Source organism: Streptomyces sp. NPDC029159 (genome assembly GCF_055564055.1).
The window spans coordinates 477841-493257 of the sequence record NZ_JBVHWT010000004.1 but is presented as its reverse complement, the minus strand read 5'-3'; the positions used below and the strand labels follow the sequence as shown (position 1 = coordinate 493257).

Here is a 15417-nt window from a genome sequence, read left to right as displayed (position 1 = left end):
GGGCACTCCGCCTACGGTGTCCGCATGGAGCAGCGCATCACCCTGATCACGCTGGGCGTCACCGATCTCGCCCGCGCCAAACGGTTCTACGAGGCCCTGGGCTGGCACGGCCAAGAGGTCGAGGAGACCGTGTTCTTCCAGGCCGGCGGCCTCGGCCTGGTCCTGTGGAGCCGGGCGAAGCTGGCCGCGGACGCCGGCCTGGCCCCCGGGACGCCCGGCGCCTTCGGCGGCATCGCCCTGGCCCACAACGTCCGCTCCGACACCGAGGTCGACGCCCTGCTGACAGCGGCGGAACGGGCCGGCGCCACGATCACCAAGCCCGCCGCGGTCAACCCGATCGGCTTCTACTCCGGCACCTTCACCGACCCGGACGGCCACCCCTGGGAAATCGCCCACAACCCGGGCTTCCCCCTGGCGGCGGACGGGTCGGTGACGTTGCCGGATTTCGGGGCCTGAGCCGGTGCGCACGAGAACGGACGCGGAGCGGCCGGCCCCGGGGAACGGGCCCGGCCGGCCGTCGCCCGCCCTACCCTGCGCCCCATGACGATCACTTACGCATGGCGCGACGACGTCGCCAACGTGGCCGTCGAGGCCCTGCACGCGGAGGCGTTCGGCCACGCCCCGACGGCCACCGACTGGCATACGCGGCTGCACCGCCACAGCCTCGGCTGGGTCTGCGCGCAGCGGGCGGGGCGGCTGGTCGGGTTCGTCAATGTCGCCTGGGACGGCGGCGTCCACGCCTTCCTCCTCGACACGATGGTCGCCCGGGACGTGCGCGCGGCCGGCGTCGGCACCGCGCTGGTGGCCGCCGCCGCCCGGGGCGCCCGCGCCGCGCACTGCGATTGGCTCCACGTCGACTTCGAGGAGCGGCTGCGCCCCTTCTACACCGGCGCCTGCGGCTTCCGGCCCACGGAAGCGGGGCTCCTCGCTCTGCGCTGAGCAGGCCCCGCCGGGCCGCCGCGCTCACTCCGCCCCCGTGCCCCCGATGTCCTCCCGCCACAGCTCCGGCCGGGAGCGGGTGAACTCCTGCATCAGCGCCAGGCACTCCGGGTCGTCCAGGACCACGATGCGGACGCCGTGGCGGGCCAGCCAGTCGTGGCCGCCGTGGAAGGTGCGGGCCTCGCCGACGACGAGCCGGGAGATGCCGAACTGCCGCACCAGACCGCTGCAGTACCAGCACGGCGAGAGGGTGGTGACCATCGTGGTGCCGCGGTAGCCGGGGCGGCGGCCGGCCGCGCGGAAGGCGGCGGTCTCGGCGTGGGCGGACGGATCGCCGTCCTGGACGCGGCGGTTGCGGCCGCGTCCCCAGAGCGTGCCGTCGGGCCCGTAGAGCGCCGCGCCGATCGGCACGCCGCCCTCGTCCCGCCCGGCGCGCGCCTCGGCCAGCGCGGTCGCCAGCATCGTCCGGGCCTGCTCCTGGAGGTGGCGCGGGTCGCCCGGCAGTGCGGGGGCGGGGTGGTCGGCCGTGCCGTCGCGCATCAGCGCGTCACGGTCGCGCGCCCATTCCGTACGGCCGGACTCCGAGGTGTCGTCCATGCCGTAAGGGTGTCAGTCCTTCGACGGCGGCGGGGTCTGGCCGGGGCCGTTCGGAGTGCCGTCGTCGTCGCGGCGGCGCAGCTCCTCCTCGCGGCGGCGCAGATCGGCCTCCCAGTCCTTGAGCAGCGCCTCGTCCCGCTCGTGAGCGTCCTTCTTGTTCCCGTCCTTGAGGGAGTCGAGGAACTCGGGGTTGTCGTCGGGGGCCACCCAGGTGGCGCGCCCGCGCGGCGCGCCGCCGCCGGCGGTCTCGCGGACCTTGCCCGCGACGAGCCAGGCGATCGGCCCGACCAGCACCTCGCCGAAGAGCAGGATGATGAGCACCCAGATGACCTTGGGCAGGCCGCGGATCTGCGACTCGGGGGTGTTCACGCAGTCGATGAAGGCGTAGATCCACAGTGCCAGGATCAGAAGGAACGGCAGATACCTGAGCATGGTGGAAGCGGCCCCCTGGACGCGGCGGCGGGCCCGCTCCGGGGCCCGGTGACCTGTCCAGGGTAGTGCGTACCCGATACTGGGACGTATGGCTTATGACGATCTTCGCTCGTTTCTGCGCGCGCTCGACCGGGAGGGCGACCTCAAGCGCATCAAGGCCGAGGTCGACCCCCATCTGGAGGTCGGCGAGATCGTTGACCGGGTCCAGAAGGCGGGCGGCCCCGCGCTCCTCTTCGAGAACGTCAAGGGCGCGGCGATGCCGCTGGCCATGAACGTCTACGGCACCGACCGCCGCCTGCTGAAGGCCCTCGGCCTGACGTCGTACGGCGACATCAGCGACAAGATCGGCGGTCTGCTCCGGCCCGAGCTGCCGCAGGGCTTCGTCGGGATGCGCGAGGCGTTCGGCAAGCTCGCGGGGATGACGCACGTCCCGCCGAAGAAGGTCAAGGGCGACGACGCGCCCGTCCAGGAGGTCGTGCTCCGCGGCGAGGACGTCGATCTGGACGCGCTCCCGGCGCTCTTCACCTGGCCGAAGGACGGCGGCTCCTTCTTCAACCTGGGCCTGACGCACACCAAGGACCCCGAGACCGGCATCCGTAACCTCGGTCTCTACCGTCTCCAGCGTCACGACAAGCGCACCATCGGGATGCACTGGCAGATCCACAAGGACAGCCGGAACCACTACCAGGTCGCCGCCCGCCGCGGCGAGAAGCTGCCGGTCGCCATCGCCTTCGGCTGCCCCCCGGCCGTCACGTACGCGTCGACCGCGCCGCTCCCCGGCGACATCGACGAGTACCTCTTCGCCGGGTTCCTCCAGGGCAAGCGGATCGAGATGGTCGACTGCAAGACCGTCCCGCTCCAGGTCCCGGCGCAGGCGGAGGTCGTCATCGAGGGCTGGCTGGAGCCCGGCGAGATGCTGCCGGAGGGCCCGTTCGGCGACCACACGGGCTTCTACACGCCGCAGGAGCCGTTCCCGGCACTGACGATCGACTGCGTGACGATGCGGAAGCGGCCGCTGCTCCAGTCGATCGTGGTGGGCCGCCCGCCGACGGAGGACGGACCGCTGGGCCGGGCGACGGAACGCTTCTTCCTCCCGCTGCTGAAGATCATCGTCCCGGACATCGTCGACTACCACCTGCCGGAGTCCGGCGGCTTCCACAACTGCGCGATCGTCTCGATCGACAAGAAGTACCCCAAGCACGCGCAGAAGGTCATGCACGCCATCTGGGGCGCCCACATGATGTCGCTGACCAAGCTGATCGTCGTCGTCGACGCCGACTGCGACGTCCACAACCTCCACGAGGTCTCCTGGCGGGCGCTGGGCAACACCGACTACGCCCGCGACCTGACCGTCGTCGAGGGCCCGGTCGACCACCTCGACCACGCCTCCTACCAGCAGTTCTGGGGCGGCAAGGCGGGTATCGACGCGACGAAGAAGTGGCCCGAGGAGGGCTACACCCGCGACGGCGGCTGGCCGGACATGGTCGAGTCGGACGCCCGGACGGCGGCGCTGGTCGACCGCCGGTGGAAGGAGTACGGCCTGTGAGCAGCGAAGCCCTCCCCGGCACCGGCGGCGCGCAGGCGCCCGCCGCGCCCCCGCGCCCCGGCCGGACCAGGGCCTTCCTGCGCCTGGTCATGATCGAGCACTCGGTCTTCGCGCTGCCCTTCGCCTACATCGCGTCGCTGACCGCGATGTACGAGTGGGACCGGAACATCCACTGGGGCCGGCTGCTGCTGGTGACGGTGGCGATGGTCGGGCTGCGGACGTTCGCGATGGCCGCCAACCGCATCATCGACCGCGAGATCGACGCCCGGAATCCGCGCACCGCCGGCCGTGAGCTGGTGACCGGCGCGGTGTCGGTCCGCTCGGCGTGGACCGGCGCGCTGATCGCCGTCGTCGTCTTCCTGGGCGCCGCGGCGCTGCTCAACCCGCTGTGCCTGGTGCTGGCGCCGGTGGCGGTGGTGCCGATGGTGGTCTATCCGTACGGCAAGCGGTTCACCAACTTCCCGCACGCGATCCTCGGGCTGGCGCAGGCCATAGGGCCGATCGGCGCCTGGCTGGCGATCACCGGCAGCTGGTCGTGGGACGCGGTCATCCTGGGCCTGGCGGTCGGCGTGTGGATCGGCGGCTTCGACCTGATCTTCGCCTGCCAGGACGTGCAGGCCGACCGGGCGCACGGCGTGAAGTCCGTCCCCGCCCGCTTCGGCATCCCGGCGGCGCTGCACGGCGCCCGCGCCTGCCACGCCGTCACCACCGCGCTGCTGGTCTGGTACGCGCTGGCCACCGGCGCCGGGGTGTTCTTCTGGATCGGCCTGGTGATCGTCGCCGGTGCCTTCGTCTACGAGCACACGATCGTCCGGCCGCACGATCTGTCGCGCCTGAACCGCGCGTTCTTCAGCGTCAACAGCTTCATCGGCATCGCGCTCTTCGTCTGCGCCCTGGCGGATCTGGTGGTCCGCGGTCTGACGGTGTGACGGAACGGGACCGACACGGCGTACGGCCCGGAGCTTTTCGGCTCCGGGCCGTACGTGTGTCCGGCGCCCCGCCGTCACCGGTGGGGCGGGCGGCTCACGGCTTGAGCATCGGCCAGGCGATCAGGCGGGGGTAGGTCCACCAGTCGCCGCGGTTGGCCTTCACGGTGGCGAGGATCGCGCAGACGATGCTGCTGAGGCCGTAGCCGGCCATCATCACGACGACCGTCAGCATCGGGATGGCGAGCCCGGAGGATTCGAGCTGCTCCGGGGTGGCCACCATGCCGTAGACGATCATCGTGCTGAAGTAGAGCACGGTGCCGATGACGGCCATGATCGCCTGGGTGAGGCCGAAGTTCAGCGCCTCGGTGGTGTGGTGGCGCAGGTACGGGTCGTTCTTGTTGCGGGCGTCGTTGCGCATCGACATCGGGCCGATCCAGCCGAGGAACGCGCCGATCCCGCAGCAGATCGCCGATCCGGCGGTGACCGTCAGCAGTGCGCTCAGATGCGCCCACATCGCGGTGGAGTGGGACGGCGCCGACGGCGGTGGCGGGGCGTATCCCGGGTTCGGGTACGGCCCGGCGGAGGGGTAGCCGTAGCCGCCGGGCGGGGCGGACTGCTGCTGCCATCCCTGGGCGCCGTAGGGCTGCTGCGGCTGGCCCTGCGGGCCGTAGCCGTAACCGGGCTGCTGGTCGGACATCTGCTCACCCCGTCGAACTGCGGCCGGACGGTCGTCCCCGCCCGGCGCTCTGCCTTTACCGAGAGATTACGGGACGGGTCCGACAGCGGGACGGGCGGTGCGCTGCGGCAGCGCGCGCAGCGCGAACGCGGCGAGCACCCCGCCGGCCAGTCCGAAGAGGTGGCCCTGCCAGCTGACGTCCCCGGCGCCGGGCAGCACGCCCCACAGCAGCGAGCCGTAGACGACCAGCACGCCGAGTCCGATGAGGACGTCGGGCAGCGAGCGGTCGGTGAAGCCACGGACGAGGAGGAAGCCGAGGATGCCGAAGATGACGCCGGAGGCGCCCGCGGTGTTGCTGTGCGGAAAGGCCGTCAGCCAGACGCCGAGTCCGCTGACGACGGTGATCAGCGCGACGACCCACAGGAAGCGGCGGACGCCGAGGCGGAGTGCGGCGAGGAAGCCGAGGACGAAGAGCGGCAGGGTGTTGGCGGCGAGGTGGTCGAAGCCGAAGTGGATGAAGGCGGCGGGCACGATGTCGGTCAGCTCGGACAGCTCCCGCGGCCGGATCCCGAAGGTGTCGAGGGCGTGGCCGCTGACGGTGTCGGCGATCTCCAGGACCCACAGGAGGGCGGTCCAGCCCAGCATCAGGAAGAGCGCGGGCTTCGCTCGGCTCACGTCCGGCCTCCTCGGTGCGCCCGCCCGGGCGGCGGGGGTCTTGGGGGAGAACGGCCGTGACGGGGCCGGTGGTTCCGCCGGATAGGGTCGATGTCGTGGAGTTCACGCCCAGCGACACCAGTTCATCCGGCGCCCCGGAGCCGGCTCCCGGCCCGCGCCGCCCGTGGGTCGTCGGGGTCTCCGGCGCCTCCGGCACACCGTTCGCCGCCTCGGTGCTACGCGCATTGCTCGCCGCGGGGGAGGCGGTGGATCTGGTGGTGAGCCGGGCGTCCCGGCTGACGCTGCTGGACGAGACCGGCATCGCCTTCCGTGACGCGCACTGGAAGGCGGACCTGCGGAAGTGGCTGACGCGCGGCGCCGACGGCGGGCCGGAGACGTTCCCGGTGATCGAGGCGGATCTGGCGGAGGTGCGGTGCTGGCCGGCCGGGGATCTGGCCGCGGGCCCGTCGTCGGGTTCGTATCCGGCGAAGGGGATGTTGATCGTCCCGGCGAGCACGGCGTGCGTCGCCGGGGTGGCGCTCGGGCTCTCGAAGGATCTGCTGCAGCGGACGGCGAGCGTGACGCTCAAGGAGCGGCGGCCGCTGGTGGTCGCGGTGCGGGAGACCCCGCTGAGCGGACCGACGCTGAAGCAGCTGGTGGCGCTGGACGAGGCGGGCGCCGTGGTGCTGCCCGCCTCTCCGGCGTTCTACGCGGGGGCGACGCACATCCAGGATCTGGTGGATTTCGTCGCCGGCCGGGTGCTCGATGCGGCGGGTGTGCCGCACGGCCTGTACCGGCGCTGGGAGGGGGAACTGGGGCGGGCCTCCCGTGAGGAGGGCCCCGGTGCCCGTCGGTGAGTGGTGGTCCGCGGGGGTCGGTCCGGCCGGTGGCGCGGCGTCCGCGGGGCGCGGATCAGCGCTTCTTGGCGGCGCGCAGCGTACGGCGCCGGGCCCGCGGGGCGGCGGGCTGGTGAGCACGGGAACGATTGGCCCGGTCCTGCAGCTCGCGCATGCGGGCGTAGGCCATCTCGATCGAGTACACGGTGACAGCTCCTGTGAAGATCGTCGTTGATCATTTTAGAGAATCGCAGGACATCGGGCCCTGTGTGCCTTAGATTCTACATGCAGGACTCGAAAATTCATAAAGATTGGAAGGCTAGAGGGCATGGACGCGGTGGATAGGCAGCTCATCCAGGCACTTCGCGAAAACGGGCGGGCCTCGTACGCGGAGCTGGGCCGGCTCGTCGGCCTCTCCGGGCCCAGCGTCACGGACCGCATCAACCGTCTGGAGGCGGCCGGAGTGATCACCGGCTACCGCGCGACGATCGACGCCAAGTCCCTCGGGCTCGGCGTCACCGCGCTGGTCGGCATCTCCCTCTCGGACGCCGCCGACCACGAGGACGTCGCCCAGCGGCTGCGCGACCTGGAGGAGATCGAGGACTGCTGGTTCATCGCCGGGGACGACTCCTACATGCTCAAGGTCCGCGTCGGCGACGTCGACGGCCTGGAGACCACGATCCGGCGGCTCTCCGGCACCAAGGGCGTCTCCCGTACGCGCACCACGATCGTGCTCTCCACCAAGTGGGAGAACCGCGTCGGCGAGCTGCCCGAGGAGCCCGCGTAGCAGACGCGGGGAGGGCGGGGGCCCGTCAGGGGCCCCCGTCCGCCTCGCGCGCGGGGGAGTAGGCTCGGTCCGGCTCGGCCCCTGGGGCCGGAACGGGGCAGGAACGGACACGGCAGGGACTGGGAGGCGACCGGATGGCTGCGTCGATGGATGCGGGGCTCAAGCGCGAGCTGGAGGCGAAGGTCCACGCCGGTGAGCGGCTGACCCGCGAGGACGGCATCGCCCTCTACGAGTCCGACGATCTGGCATGGCTGGGCGGGCTCGCCCACGAGGTGCGCACCCGTAAGAACGGCGACGTCGTCCACTTCAACGTCAACCGCCACCTCAACATGACGAACGTGTGCACCGCGTCGTGCGCCTACTGCTCGTTCCAGCGCAAGCCGGGCGAGAAGGACGCGTACACCATGCGCATCGAGGAGGCCGTCCGCCTCGCCAAGGCGATGGAGAACGACAATCTCACCGAGCTGCACATCGTCAACGGGCTCCACCCGAACCTGCCGTGGCGCTACTACCCGCGCTCCCTCAGCGAGCTGAAGAAGGCGCTGCCGAACGTCTCGCTGAAGGCGTTCACCGCCACCGAGATCCACCACTTCGAGACCATCTCCGGCCTCTCCGCCTCCGAGATCCTCGACGAGCTGATCGAGGCGGGTCTGGAGTCGCTGACCGGCGGCGGCGCGGAGATCTTCGACTGGGAGGTCCGGCAGCACATCGTCGACCACCGCACCCACTGGGAGGACTGGTCGCGCATCCACCGCCTCGCGCACGAGAAGGGTCTGAAGACCCCGTGCACGATGCTCTACGGCCACATCGAGGAGCCGCGCCACCGCGTCGACCACGTGCTGCGGCTGCGCGAACTCCAGGACGAGACCGGCGGCTTCCAGGTCTTCATCCCGCTGCGCTACCAGCACGACTTCGTCGACATGCAGGACGGCAAGGTCCGTAACAAGCTCCAGGCGCGGACGACGATGGCCACCGGCGCCGAGGCGCTGAAGACCTTCGCCGTCTCCCGGCTGCTCTTCGACAACGTCCCGCACGTCAAGTGCTTCTGGGTGATGCACGGCCTCCAGACCACCCAGCTCGCGCTCCAGCACGGTGCGGACGACATGGACGGCTCGGTCGTCGAGTACAAGATCACGCACGACGCGGACAACTACGGCACGCCCAACAAGCTGACCCGTGAGGACCTTCTCGACCTGATCCGCGACGCCGGCTTCCGCCCCGTCGAGCGCAACACCCGCTACGAGGCGATCCGCGAGTACCCGGGCCCGGACCCGGACCGCCGTGAGACGCCGCAGGCGATGCGCGTCTGACGCCGTTCACCGACAACGCCCCCCGGCCCCGGCCGGGGGGCGTTCTCCGTGGTCAGCGGCGTCCGCCCCGGGGTGCGGCAACGGCCGCCGGGGCCACGGAAGATCGCCCCTGGCGCTGTGCTTGACTGGTTGGCGACCCTTTGGTTGCCGTTGAGAAGAAGGTTCCGCACCGTGAGCAGCCCCAAGTACGCCACACTCCGCTACACCGCGCTTCGCCTCGGCCTCTTCCTCGCCTGCTTCGTGGTGGCGTGGGGGCTCGCCTGGCTCGGGGTCATCCCGCTCGCGACCAAGGGTTCGCAGGTGATCTGGCTGCTGCTGGTCGCCATCGTGGTCTCCGCGCCGCTCAGCCTGGTGCTGCTGCGCAAGCAGCGGGACGCGATGTCCGTGCAGATCGTCGACAAGGTCGACCGGCAGCGCGAGCGACTGGCCGCCAACCGCAGCCAGGAGGACGGCCTCCTCTGACGCCGCCGGGCCGCGCCCCGGCCCGTCCGCCACGGGTGTCGGACACCTCACACCCGCACCACACCGCCTTGGACGCCCCGCCCCGGAATTTCCTTTCCGTGGCGGGGCGTTCGGTATGTGTGACCGGTTCCGTGGGCGCTGAGACCAAAGATTTTCTTTGGGTTCCTCAAAGCTTGAGTGTTAACGTAATCGACATGAAGACAGCAGCCGCGCACACGTCCCCGCCGGGCCTCCGGCTCGTGGCGCGCCTGCACGTCGATCTTTGCCGCTGTGTCTCCGCGGCCTGTTGCCGCCGCTGACCTCTCCGAGCGGCCGGAGATCCGCGTACGGACCTCCGGGCGGCCTGACGCCCCCCACCTTCACTTTTCACCGACGCCTGACCTGTCCCAGGAGTGTGTCCGTTGTCCACGTCCTCCGAGACCTCCGCGCCCGTGGCGCCCAAGTCCCGCATACCGAAGATCCCGTTCTGGGCCCAGATCCTGGGCGGTCTGGTCCTCGGCGTCCTGCTCGGCTGGGTCGCCAAGAGCGGTGACGTCGCCTGGCTGACCTCGACGCTGGGGCACATCGGCGACCTCTTCGTGCAGCTGCTGAAGCTCGCCGTCGCGCCGCTGGTCTTCTTCGCGATCCTGGTGTCGATCACCAACCTGCGGCAGGTCAACAACGCCGCCCGGCTCGCCACCCGCACCCTGCTGTGGTTCATGGTCACCTCGCTGATCGCGGTCGCCATCGGCCTCGCGATCGGGCTGCTGACCCACCCCGGCGCCGGCACCGGCCTGACGCCGAAGGACGGCCAGGCGCCCGAGCACGCCGGCTCCTGGATCGACTTCCTGACCGGCATCGTCCCGACGGACGTCATCACGCCGTTCACCGAGCTCAAGGTCATGCAGATCGTCTTCATGGCCGCCGTCGCCGGTATCGCCGCCCTCCAGCTGGGCGAGAAGGCCGAACCGGTCCTCAAGATCAGCCGCTCCGCCCTGGAGCTGCTCCAGAAGACCCTGTGGTGGGTCATCCGCCTCGCCCCGATCGGCACCGTCGGCCTCATCGGCAACGCCATCGCGACGTACGGCTGGAACCTCATCGGCAAGTACGCGACGTTCACCGTCGACATCTACGTCGGCTGCGCCCTGGTCCTCTTCGGCGTCTACCCGCTGCTGCTCTCGACGGTCGCCAAGGTCAACCCGCTCCAGTTCTTCAAGGGCGCCTGGCCCGCGATCCAGCTGGCCTTCGTCTCCCGCTCCTCGGTCGGCACCATGCCGGTCACCCAGAAGGTCACCGAGCGCCTCGGTGTGCCCAAGGAGTACGCGTCCTTCGCGGTGCCGTTCGGCTCGACCACCAAGATGGACGGCTGCGCCTCCATCTACCCCGCCATCGCCGCGATCTTCATCGCCCAGATCTTCGATGTGCCGCTGGGCATCGGCGACTACGTCCTGATCGCCTTCGTCTCCGTCATCGGCTCGGCGGCCACCGCCGGTCTGACCGGCGCGACGGTCATGCTGACCCTGACGCTGTCCACCCTGGGCCTGCCCCTGGAGGGCGTCGGCCTGCTGATGGCGATCGACCCGATCGTCGATATGATGCGCACCGCCACCAACGTCGCGGGCCAGTCGGCGATCCCGATCATCGTCGCCGCCAAGGAGAAGATCCTCGACCGCGAGGCGTACGCCACCGCACACGGGAGCACGCTGGAGGCGGACGTGGTGGACGTCGTCGCCGAGCAGCCCGCCCCGGTGCCCGCCGCGGCCGCCGTGAGCTGACCCGCCCGCGCAGGCCGTCCGTCCCCCGGCCCGCGCACACGACGGCGCCCCCGGAACCCCACGGTTTCGGGGGCGCCGTCATGTCCGCACGCTCAGCCGGTCGCTCCGGTGTGCTCCAGAAGCGCCGCCACGAGCGGCCCCTGGACGGCCGGCGGCAGCGCATGGCCCATCCCCGCGATCTCCGTGATCCGCACGGCGTTGAGGCACTGCGCGAGGTGCTGCGGATGCGGCGGCGGGAACACCGGCTCCTCCGGGGCCACGATGACCTGCACCGGGACGCGGTTGGCAGCCAGTTCCCCGGTGCGCAGCAGCCCGTCGGGGTCGGCGCGGGAGTGGGCGCTCGGCGGGGTGTACGTCCCGGTGTGCGCGATGATCCGCCGCTCCAGGTCGCGGTACCACTCCGGGTCGAAGGGGAGCTGCCCGCCGGCGAGCAGCCGCCAGTGTTCGACGCGCCGGTCCAGTTCGGCCGCCTCGCCCAGGTCCTCGACCGGCCGCGCCCAGAACTCCAGGACCTCCGGCGCGATGCCCGGCAACTCCTCCACGGGCGTCTCGGTGCCGTCCGGTGCGGTGTACGGGCGGGTGCTGAGCGCGTTGGTGCCCATCAGGGTGGCGGAGCTGACCCGCTCGGGGTGGTCGGCGAGGACGAGCTGGCTCAGCATCCCGCCGAGGGAGAGCCCGGCGAGGTGGGCGCGGGCGATGCCCAGCCCGTCGAGCACGGCGACGACGTCCTCGGCGAGGACGGAGATCGGATAGGGATCGGTGTCGTACGCCCAGGTGGAGCGGCCGGTGTCGCGATGGTCGTAGCGGATCACGCGATGGTGCTCGGCGAGCGCGTCGACGAACGGCTCGGGCCAGCCGATGCCGGACGCCTGCGCGCCCATGACCAGCAGCAGCGGCGGCGCGTCGGCCGGGCCGCGCTGCTCGGTCCACAGGCGGATGCCGGGGGCGGCTTCGACGTACTGCTGCATGGGGGACCTCCGGGTCGGTTACGGGAAGGGGCGTGCGGGCCCGTCCGCAGGGCAGGGTGCGGCGGCACCAGGCGAGACGCGGCGTCTCGCTTCGCAACGAGACGTATCGTCTCGTTTAGTGGAGGCGACGTCAAGGGAATGGGTGTGCGAGCCGAAGATCGTAAACTTCGGTGCGGTCGAGGGGTGGGACGGAAGGGCGTTCGGCGTGGGTGCGGTGAAGGGGAAGCGGGTGCCGCGTGCGGTCCGCGAGCAGCAGATGTTGGACGCGGCGGTGATCACCTTCGCCCGGCACGGCTACCGCGCCGCCTCGATGGACGGCATCGCGGAGCTGGCCGGCGTCTCCAAACCGCTCGTCTACCTCTATCTGCACTCCAAGGAAGCGCTGTTCAGCGCCGTCATCCGGCGGGAGGCGGCGGCGCTGACCGCCGCGGTGACGGCGGCGGTCGAACCGCACGCACCCGCCGACCGCCAGCTGTGGAGCGGGCTGACCGGCTTCTTCGCGCACACCGCGGCGCACCCCGACAGCTGGGCGGTGCTCCACCAGCAGGCGCGCACCCAGGGCGAGCCGTTCGCGCACGAGGTGGCCGCGATGCGCGCCGGTCTCGTCGACTTCGTGACCGACCTGATCGGCGCCGCGGCCCGCGAGTCGGAGTGCACCGCCGAACTGCCCGCGCGCGAGGTGGCCGGCCTCGCCCATGCGCTGGTCGGCGCGGCGGAATCGCTGGCCGAGTGGGCCAACGTCCCGCCGGAGGGTGCCGGTTCGGACGGCGCATCCCCGGTGGACCCGCAGGTGGCGGCGGAGCGGACGGCCGCCACGTTGATGAACTTCGCCTGGACCGGGCTGCGTCGGATGATGGCGGGGGAGCGGTGGGGGGCCGGAGGCGAGGCCGGAGCCGGGGCCGAGGTCGCGGAGCGGCCGGGCGCTGACGGCTGAGGGGCGCCCGTAGGGGGCGTGGGGCGGCAGGGGTGCCGGTGGTTCGGCTCCCCGTCGCGTGCGTGGAGTTGAAGAGTCGCCCGCCCGGCGGGGGATCCGCCGGAGGTCCGACGCATCTCCGTACACGAAGGCGGTCACCAGGCATTGGCCAACGCGTCGACCTCACGTAAATTTACCGAGAAGTAAGGTTACCGTCCGGTCGGCGAGCGGGTGATCGGTGCGATGCTGCCCGGGGGCTGTGTCGATACCGGCGCCGACCTCATCAACTGCCTTGCAGTACCGGGGAGTTGGAGTCAGCCGACCGCCCTCCCGCGTGAGCCGAACGGGCTCCACGCAGGCACCCTCCGCTCCACCCGACCGCCCGCTCCCCGTACCCCCACCCCCTCCCCACGCAGCGCACCCGGCCACATCCCGCGTCCGTCCCCGCGTACGCGGTGGTGGCCGCCGCCGTCGGGTTCGTCCGTGCCCGGCGGCGACTCCACCACCGACGAGGAGCCGCTCGTGTTCAGCCAGGATTCCGCTCCGCCCCCGCCCGCCGCGCCCGCGCTGACGGTCCACGACGGCACCGTCCGCGAGGTCGCGGTGCCCCCGCTGGTGGCGCCGCTCGCCCGCGGCTGCCTGGGTGACCTGCCGTTCGTCAACGCCGCCCAGGCGCCCGGGGCGGTCGCGCTGGCCCGGCGGCAGGCCGACGGCGGCTGGACCGACCTGACCTGCGCGGCGTTCGCGGACGAGGTCCGGGCCGTCGCCAAGGGCCTGATCGCCCACGGGCTGCGCCGCGGCGACCGGCTGGCCCTCATGGCCCGCACCACCTACGAGTGGACCCTCATCGACTGCGCCGCCTGGGCCGCCGGACTGATCACCGTCCCCGTGCACCCCACCGCCTCCGCCCACCAGGTGGCGTGGATCCTGTACGACTCCGGGGCCGCCGCCTGCGTGGTGGAGGGCGTCACGGAGACCCGGCTGATCACCGGCGTCCGCGGCGGACTGCCCGGCCTCGTCCACCTGTGGCAGTTCGACACCGGTGCCGTCGCCCAACTCGTCGCCGCCGGACGGGAGGTGCCCGACGCGATGGTGGACGAGCGGCGCGCCGCCACCGGCCTGTCGGACCTCGCCACCCTCGTCTACACCTCCGGCACCACCGGTCGCCCCAAGGGCTGTGCGCTGACCCACGGCAACGTCCACGCCGAGATCGACAACGCGGCGGCGCTGCTGGGCCCCGTCCTCCGCCCCGACGGCGCCGAACCGGCGTCCACCCTCCTCTTCCTCCCGCTCTCCCACGTCTTCGGCAGGATGGCCGCGCTCGTCTGCCTGCGCGCCCGGGTGCGCCTCGGCCACGCGCCCAGCCTCCGCACCGCAGACCTCCTCGCCGACCTGGCGCACTTCCGCCCGACCTTCCTCTACGCCATCCCGTACGTCCTGGAGAAGGTCTGCCGCACCGCACGCTCCGCCGCCGAGACCGCGGGCCGGGCCGCCGCCTTCGACCGCGGGGTCCGCGTCGCCCGCGCCTACGGGGAGGCCGTCGCCGCCCGCGACCTGGGCACCGGAAAAGGGCCGGGTCCCGGCCTGAAAGCCGCCCGCCGCCTCTACGAGCCGGTGGCCTACCGCCCCTTCCGCGACACCCTGGGCGGCCGCGTCCGCCAGGTGATCTGCGGCGGCTCCCCGCTCGACCGCGACCTCGCGCACTTCTGCGCCGGTGCCGGCGTCGAGATCCTGGAGGGGTACGGCCTGGCCGAGACCTGCGGCGCCGCGACCGCCACCCCGCCGCTGCGGCCGCACCCCGGCACGGTCGGACAGCCGCTGCCCGGCAGTGCCGTACGCATCGCGGACGACGGCGAGGTGCTGCTGCGCGGCGGCCAGATCTTCGCCGGTTACTGGGAGGCGTCCCGCGCCGCGGCCGTCCCCGCCACCACCGACGGCTGGTTCGCCACCGGCGACCTCGGCACCCTGGACCCGGACGGCCACCTCACCCTCACCGGCCGCAAGACGGACATGATCGTGACCACCGGCGGCAAGCGGGTCGCCCCGGCGCCCCTGGAGGACCGCGTCCGGGCGCACCCCCTGATCGCCCACTGCCTGGTCACCGGCGACAACCGCCCCTACGTCACCGCCCTCCTCACCCTGGACCCCGAAGCCCTGGCCCACTGGCGCCGCCGCACGCGGAAGGCGGACGCCCCGCTCGCCGCCTTGGTCGACGACCCGGACCTCCGCGCCGCCCTCCAGCGCGCCGTCGACGACGCCAACCGCCTCGTCTCCCGCCCGGAGTCGATCCGACGCTTCGCGATCCTCCCCGTGGAGTTCACCGAGCGATCCGGCCACCTGACGCCGTCCCACAAGCTCCGCCGGTCGGCGGTGACGCAGCACTTCGCCGACCGGATCGAGGAGCTGTACGAGGCGGGGCCGGGGCCGGAGTGACCCCGCGGGATGCGCGGCGCGGCCGTACGCCCCCCGTACGGCCTCTGCGTGGCCCCCGTACGGCCCGGGCGCGCCCCGTCCGCTCCGATCGGGCGACCCGCGCGAGCCACCCGGAGTGACCCACGCGACCTGACTCTTCCGTAAGAAACCCGCCACCCCCTATGGAGCCACGGCGCGCGGC

At 72.1% G+C, this 15417-nt stretch carries 17 protein-coding genes; 11 read left to right on the top strand and 6 right to left on the bottom strand.

Annotated elements, in window-relative coordinates:
• Positions 1 to 24 precede the first annotated feature (24 nt).
• Positions 25 to 456, top strand: a complete 432-nt coding sequence (locus ACZ4U4_RS11925; protein WP_467871948.1) for a VOC family protein — start codon at positions 25 to 27, stop codon at positions 454 to 456.
• Between the two features lie 84 nt (positions 457 to 540).
• Complete coding sequence (locus tag ACZ4U4_RS11920) at positions 541 to 939, top strand: GNAT family N-acetyltransferase (protein WP_467871945.1); 399 nt, start codon at positions 541 to 543, stop codon at positions 937 to 939.
• Positions 940 to 963: 24 nt separating this feature from the next.
• On the opposite strand, the gene ACZ4U4_RS11915 is transcribed toward ACZ4U4_RS11920, so the two are convergent.
• Entirely contained in the window at positions 964 to 1401 is a 438-nt protein-coding gene (locus ACZ4U4_RS11915; protein ID WP_467872133.1) for a nucleoside deaminase, read from the bottom strand.
• A 147-nt stretch (positions 1402 to 1548) separates the two neighbouring features.
• A complete protein-coding gene (locus ACZ4U4_RS11910; RefSeq protein ID WP_467871942.1) occupies positions 1549 to 1968 on the bottom strand; it encodes a PLD nuclease N-terminal domain-containing protein in 420 nt (139 codons plus the stop codon).
• A gap of 88 nt (positions 1969 to 2056) precedes the next feature.
• On the opposite strand from ACZ4U4_RS11910, the gene ACZ4U4_RS11905 reads away from it, so the two are divergent.
• Both ACZ4U4_RS11905 and mqnP read left to right on the top strand, forming a co-directional pair.
• The gene (locus ACZ4U4_RS11905) at positions 2057 to 3514 is read left to right on the top strand and encodes a menaquinone biosynthesis decarboxylase (RefSeq protein ID WP_467871939.1); all 1458 of its coding nucleotides are present in this window, start codon (positions 2057 to 2059) and stop codon (positions 3512 to 3514) included.
• Positions 3511 to 4443, top strand: a complete 933-nt coding sequence (gene mqnP, locus ACZ4U4_RS11900) for a menaquinone biosynthesis prenyltransferase MqnP (RefSeq protein WP_467871936.1) — start codon at positions 3511 to 3513, stop codon at positions 4441 to 4443. Before ACZ4U4_RS11905 ends, mqnP begins: the two co-directional genes overlap by 4 nt.
• Positions 4444 to 4537: 94 nt before the next feature.
• Here mqnP and ACZ4U4_RS11895 read toward each other — a convergent pair whose 3' ends face one another.
• Complete coding sequence (locus ACZ4U4_RS11895) at positions 4538 to 5140, bottom strand: DUF4870 domain-containing protein (protein ID WP_467871934.1); 603 nt, start codon at positions 5138 to 5140, stop codon at positions 4538 to 4540.
• Between the two features lie 66 nt (positions 5141 to 5206).
• A complete protein-coding gene (locus ACZ4U4_RS11890; RefSeq protein WP_467872131.1) occupies positions 5207 to 5764 on the bottom strand; it encodes a rhomboid family intramembrane serine protease in 558 nt (185 codons plus the stop codon).
• Positions 5765 to 5889: 125 nt separating this feature from the next.
• Between ACZ4U4_RS11890 and ACZ4U4_RS11885 the strand changes: the two genes are divergently transcribed.
• Positions 5890 to 6630 (top strand): UbiX family flavin prenyltransferase, encoded by a 741-nt coding sequence (locus tag ACZ4U4_RS11885; protein WP_467871931.1) that lies wholly within the window; start codon positions 5890 to 5892, stop codon positions 6628 to 6630.
• Between the two features lie 55 nt (positions 6631 to 6685).
• Here the strand turns inward: ACZ4U4_RS11885 and ACZ4U4_RS11880 are convergent, their stop codons facing one another.
• Entirely contained in the window at positions 6686 to 6814 is a 129-nt protein-coding gene (locus tag ACZ4U4_RS11880; protein WP_281180012.1) for a hypothetical protein, read from the bottom strand.
• Positions 6815 to 6937: 123 nt separating this feature from the next.
• Between ACZ4U4_RS11880 and ACZ4U4_RS11875 the strand changes: the two genes are divergently transcribed.
• From ACZ4U4_RS11875 to ACZ4U4_RS11860, 4 genes are all read left to right on the top strand, one after another.
• The gene (locus ACZ4U4_RS11875) at positions 6938 to 7396 is read left to right on the top strand and encodes an Lrp/AsnC family transcriptional regulator (RefSeq protein WP_030287666.1); all 459 of its coding nucleotides are present in this window, start codon (positions 6938 to 6940) and stop codon (positions 7394 to 7396) included.
• Between the two features lie 146 nt (positions 7397 to 7542).
• Positions 7543 to 8706, top strand: coding sequence for an aminofutalosine synthase MqnE (gene mqnE, locus ACZ4U4_RS11870; protein ID WP_467872129.1), 1164 nt, complete (start codon positions 7543 to 7545; stop codon positions 8704 to 8706).
• Positions 8707 to 8877: 171 nt separating this feature from the next.
• Positions 8878 to 9168, top strand: coding sequence for a DUF4229 domain-containing protein (locus ACZ4U4_RS11865; protein WP_391643600.1), 291 nt, complete (start codon positions 8878 to 8880; stop codon positions 9166 to 9168).
• A 401-nt stretch (positions 9169 to 9569) separates the two neighbouring features.
• The gene (locus tag ACZ4U4_RS11860; protein ID WP_467871926.1) at positions 9570 to 10922 is read left to right on the top strand and encodes a dicarboxylate/amino acid:cation symporter; all 1353 of its coding nucleotides are present in this window, start codon (positions 9570 to 9572) and stop codon (positions 10920 to 10922) included.
• 92 nt (positions 10923 to 11014) lie between these two features.
• On the opposite strand, the gene ACZ4U4_RS11855 is transcribed toward ACZ4U4_RS11860, so the two are convergent.
• A complete protein-coding gene (locus ACZ4U4_RS11855) occupies positions 11015 to 11890 on the bottom strand; it encodes an alpha/beta fold hydrolase (protein ID WP_467871923.1) in 876 nt (291 codons plus the stop codon).
• Positions 11891 to 12146: 256 nt separating this feature from the next.
• Here ACZ4U4_RS11855 and ACZ4U4_RS11850 point away from each other — a divergent pair, with 256 nt between their 5' ends.
• Entirely contained in the window at positions 12147 to 12824 is a 678-nt protein-coding gene (locus ACZ4U4_RS11850) for a TetR/AcrR family transcriptional regulator (protein ID WP_467872125.1), read from the top strand.
• 501 nt (positions 12825 to 13325) lie between these two features.
• Positions 13326 to 15236 carry an AMP-dependent synthetase/ligase gene (locus ACZ4U4_RS11845; protein WP_467871920.1) on the top strand — a complete coding sequence of 637 codons (1911 nt, stop codon included), beginning with the start codon at positions 13326 to 13328 and terminating at the stop codon, positions 15234 to 15236.
• Positions 15237 to 15417 lie beyond the last annotated feature (181 nt).

Excerpts from the sequence above, each read along its gene's own strand:
- ACZ4U4_RS11925 (WP_467871948.1), top strand. The coding sequence starts at position 25 with ATGGAGCAGCGCATCACCCTGATCACGCTGGGCGTCACCGATCTCGCC.
- ACZ4U4_RS11920 (WP_467871945.1), top strand. The coding sequence starts at position 541 with ATGACGATCACTTACGCATGGCGCGACGACGTCGCCAACGTGGCCGTC.
- ACZ4U4_RS11915 (WP_467872133.1), bottom strand. The coding sequence starts at position 1,401 with ATGCTGGCGACCGCGCTGGCCGAGGCGCGCGCCGGGCGGGACGAGGGC.
- ACZ4U4_RS11910 (WP_467871942.1), bottom strand. The coding sequence starts at position 1,968 with ATGCTCAGGTATCTGCCGTTCCTTCTGATCCTGGCACTGTGGATCTAC.
- ACZ4U4_RS11905 (WP_467871939.1), top strand. The coding sequence starts at position 2,057 with ATGGCTTATGACGATCTTCGCTCGTTTCTGCGCGCGCTCGACCGGGAG.
- ACZ4U4_RS11895 (WP_467871934.1), bottom strand. The coding sequence starts at position 5,140 with ATGTCCGACCAGCAGCCCGGTTACGGCTACGGCCCGCAGGGCCAGCCG.
- ACZ4U4_RS11890 (WP_467872131.1), bottom strand. The coding sequence starts at position 5,764 with ATGCTGGGCTGGACCGCCCTCCTGTGGGTCCTGGAGATCGCCGACACC.
- ACZ4U4_RS11875 (WP_030287666.1), top strand. The coding sequence starts at position 6,938 with ATGGACGCGGTGGATAGGCAGCTCATCCAGGCACTTCGCGAAAACGGG.
- mqnE (WP_467872129.1), top strand. The coding sequence starts at position 7,543 with ATGGATGCGGGGCTCAAGCGCGAGCTGGAGGCGAAGGTCCACGCCGGT.
- ACZ4U4_RS11855 (WP_467871923.1), bottom strand. The coding sequence starts at position 11,890 with ATGCAGCAGTACGTCGAAGCCGCCCCCGGCATCCGCCTGTGGACCGAG.
- ACZ4U4_RS11850 (WP_467872125.1), top strand. The coding sequence starts at position 12,147 with ATGTTGGACGCGGCGGTGATCACCTTCGCCCGGCACGGCTACCGCGCC.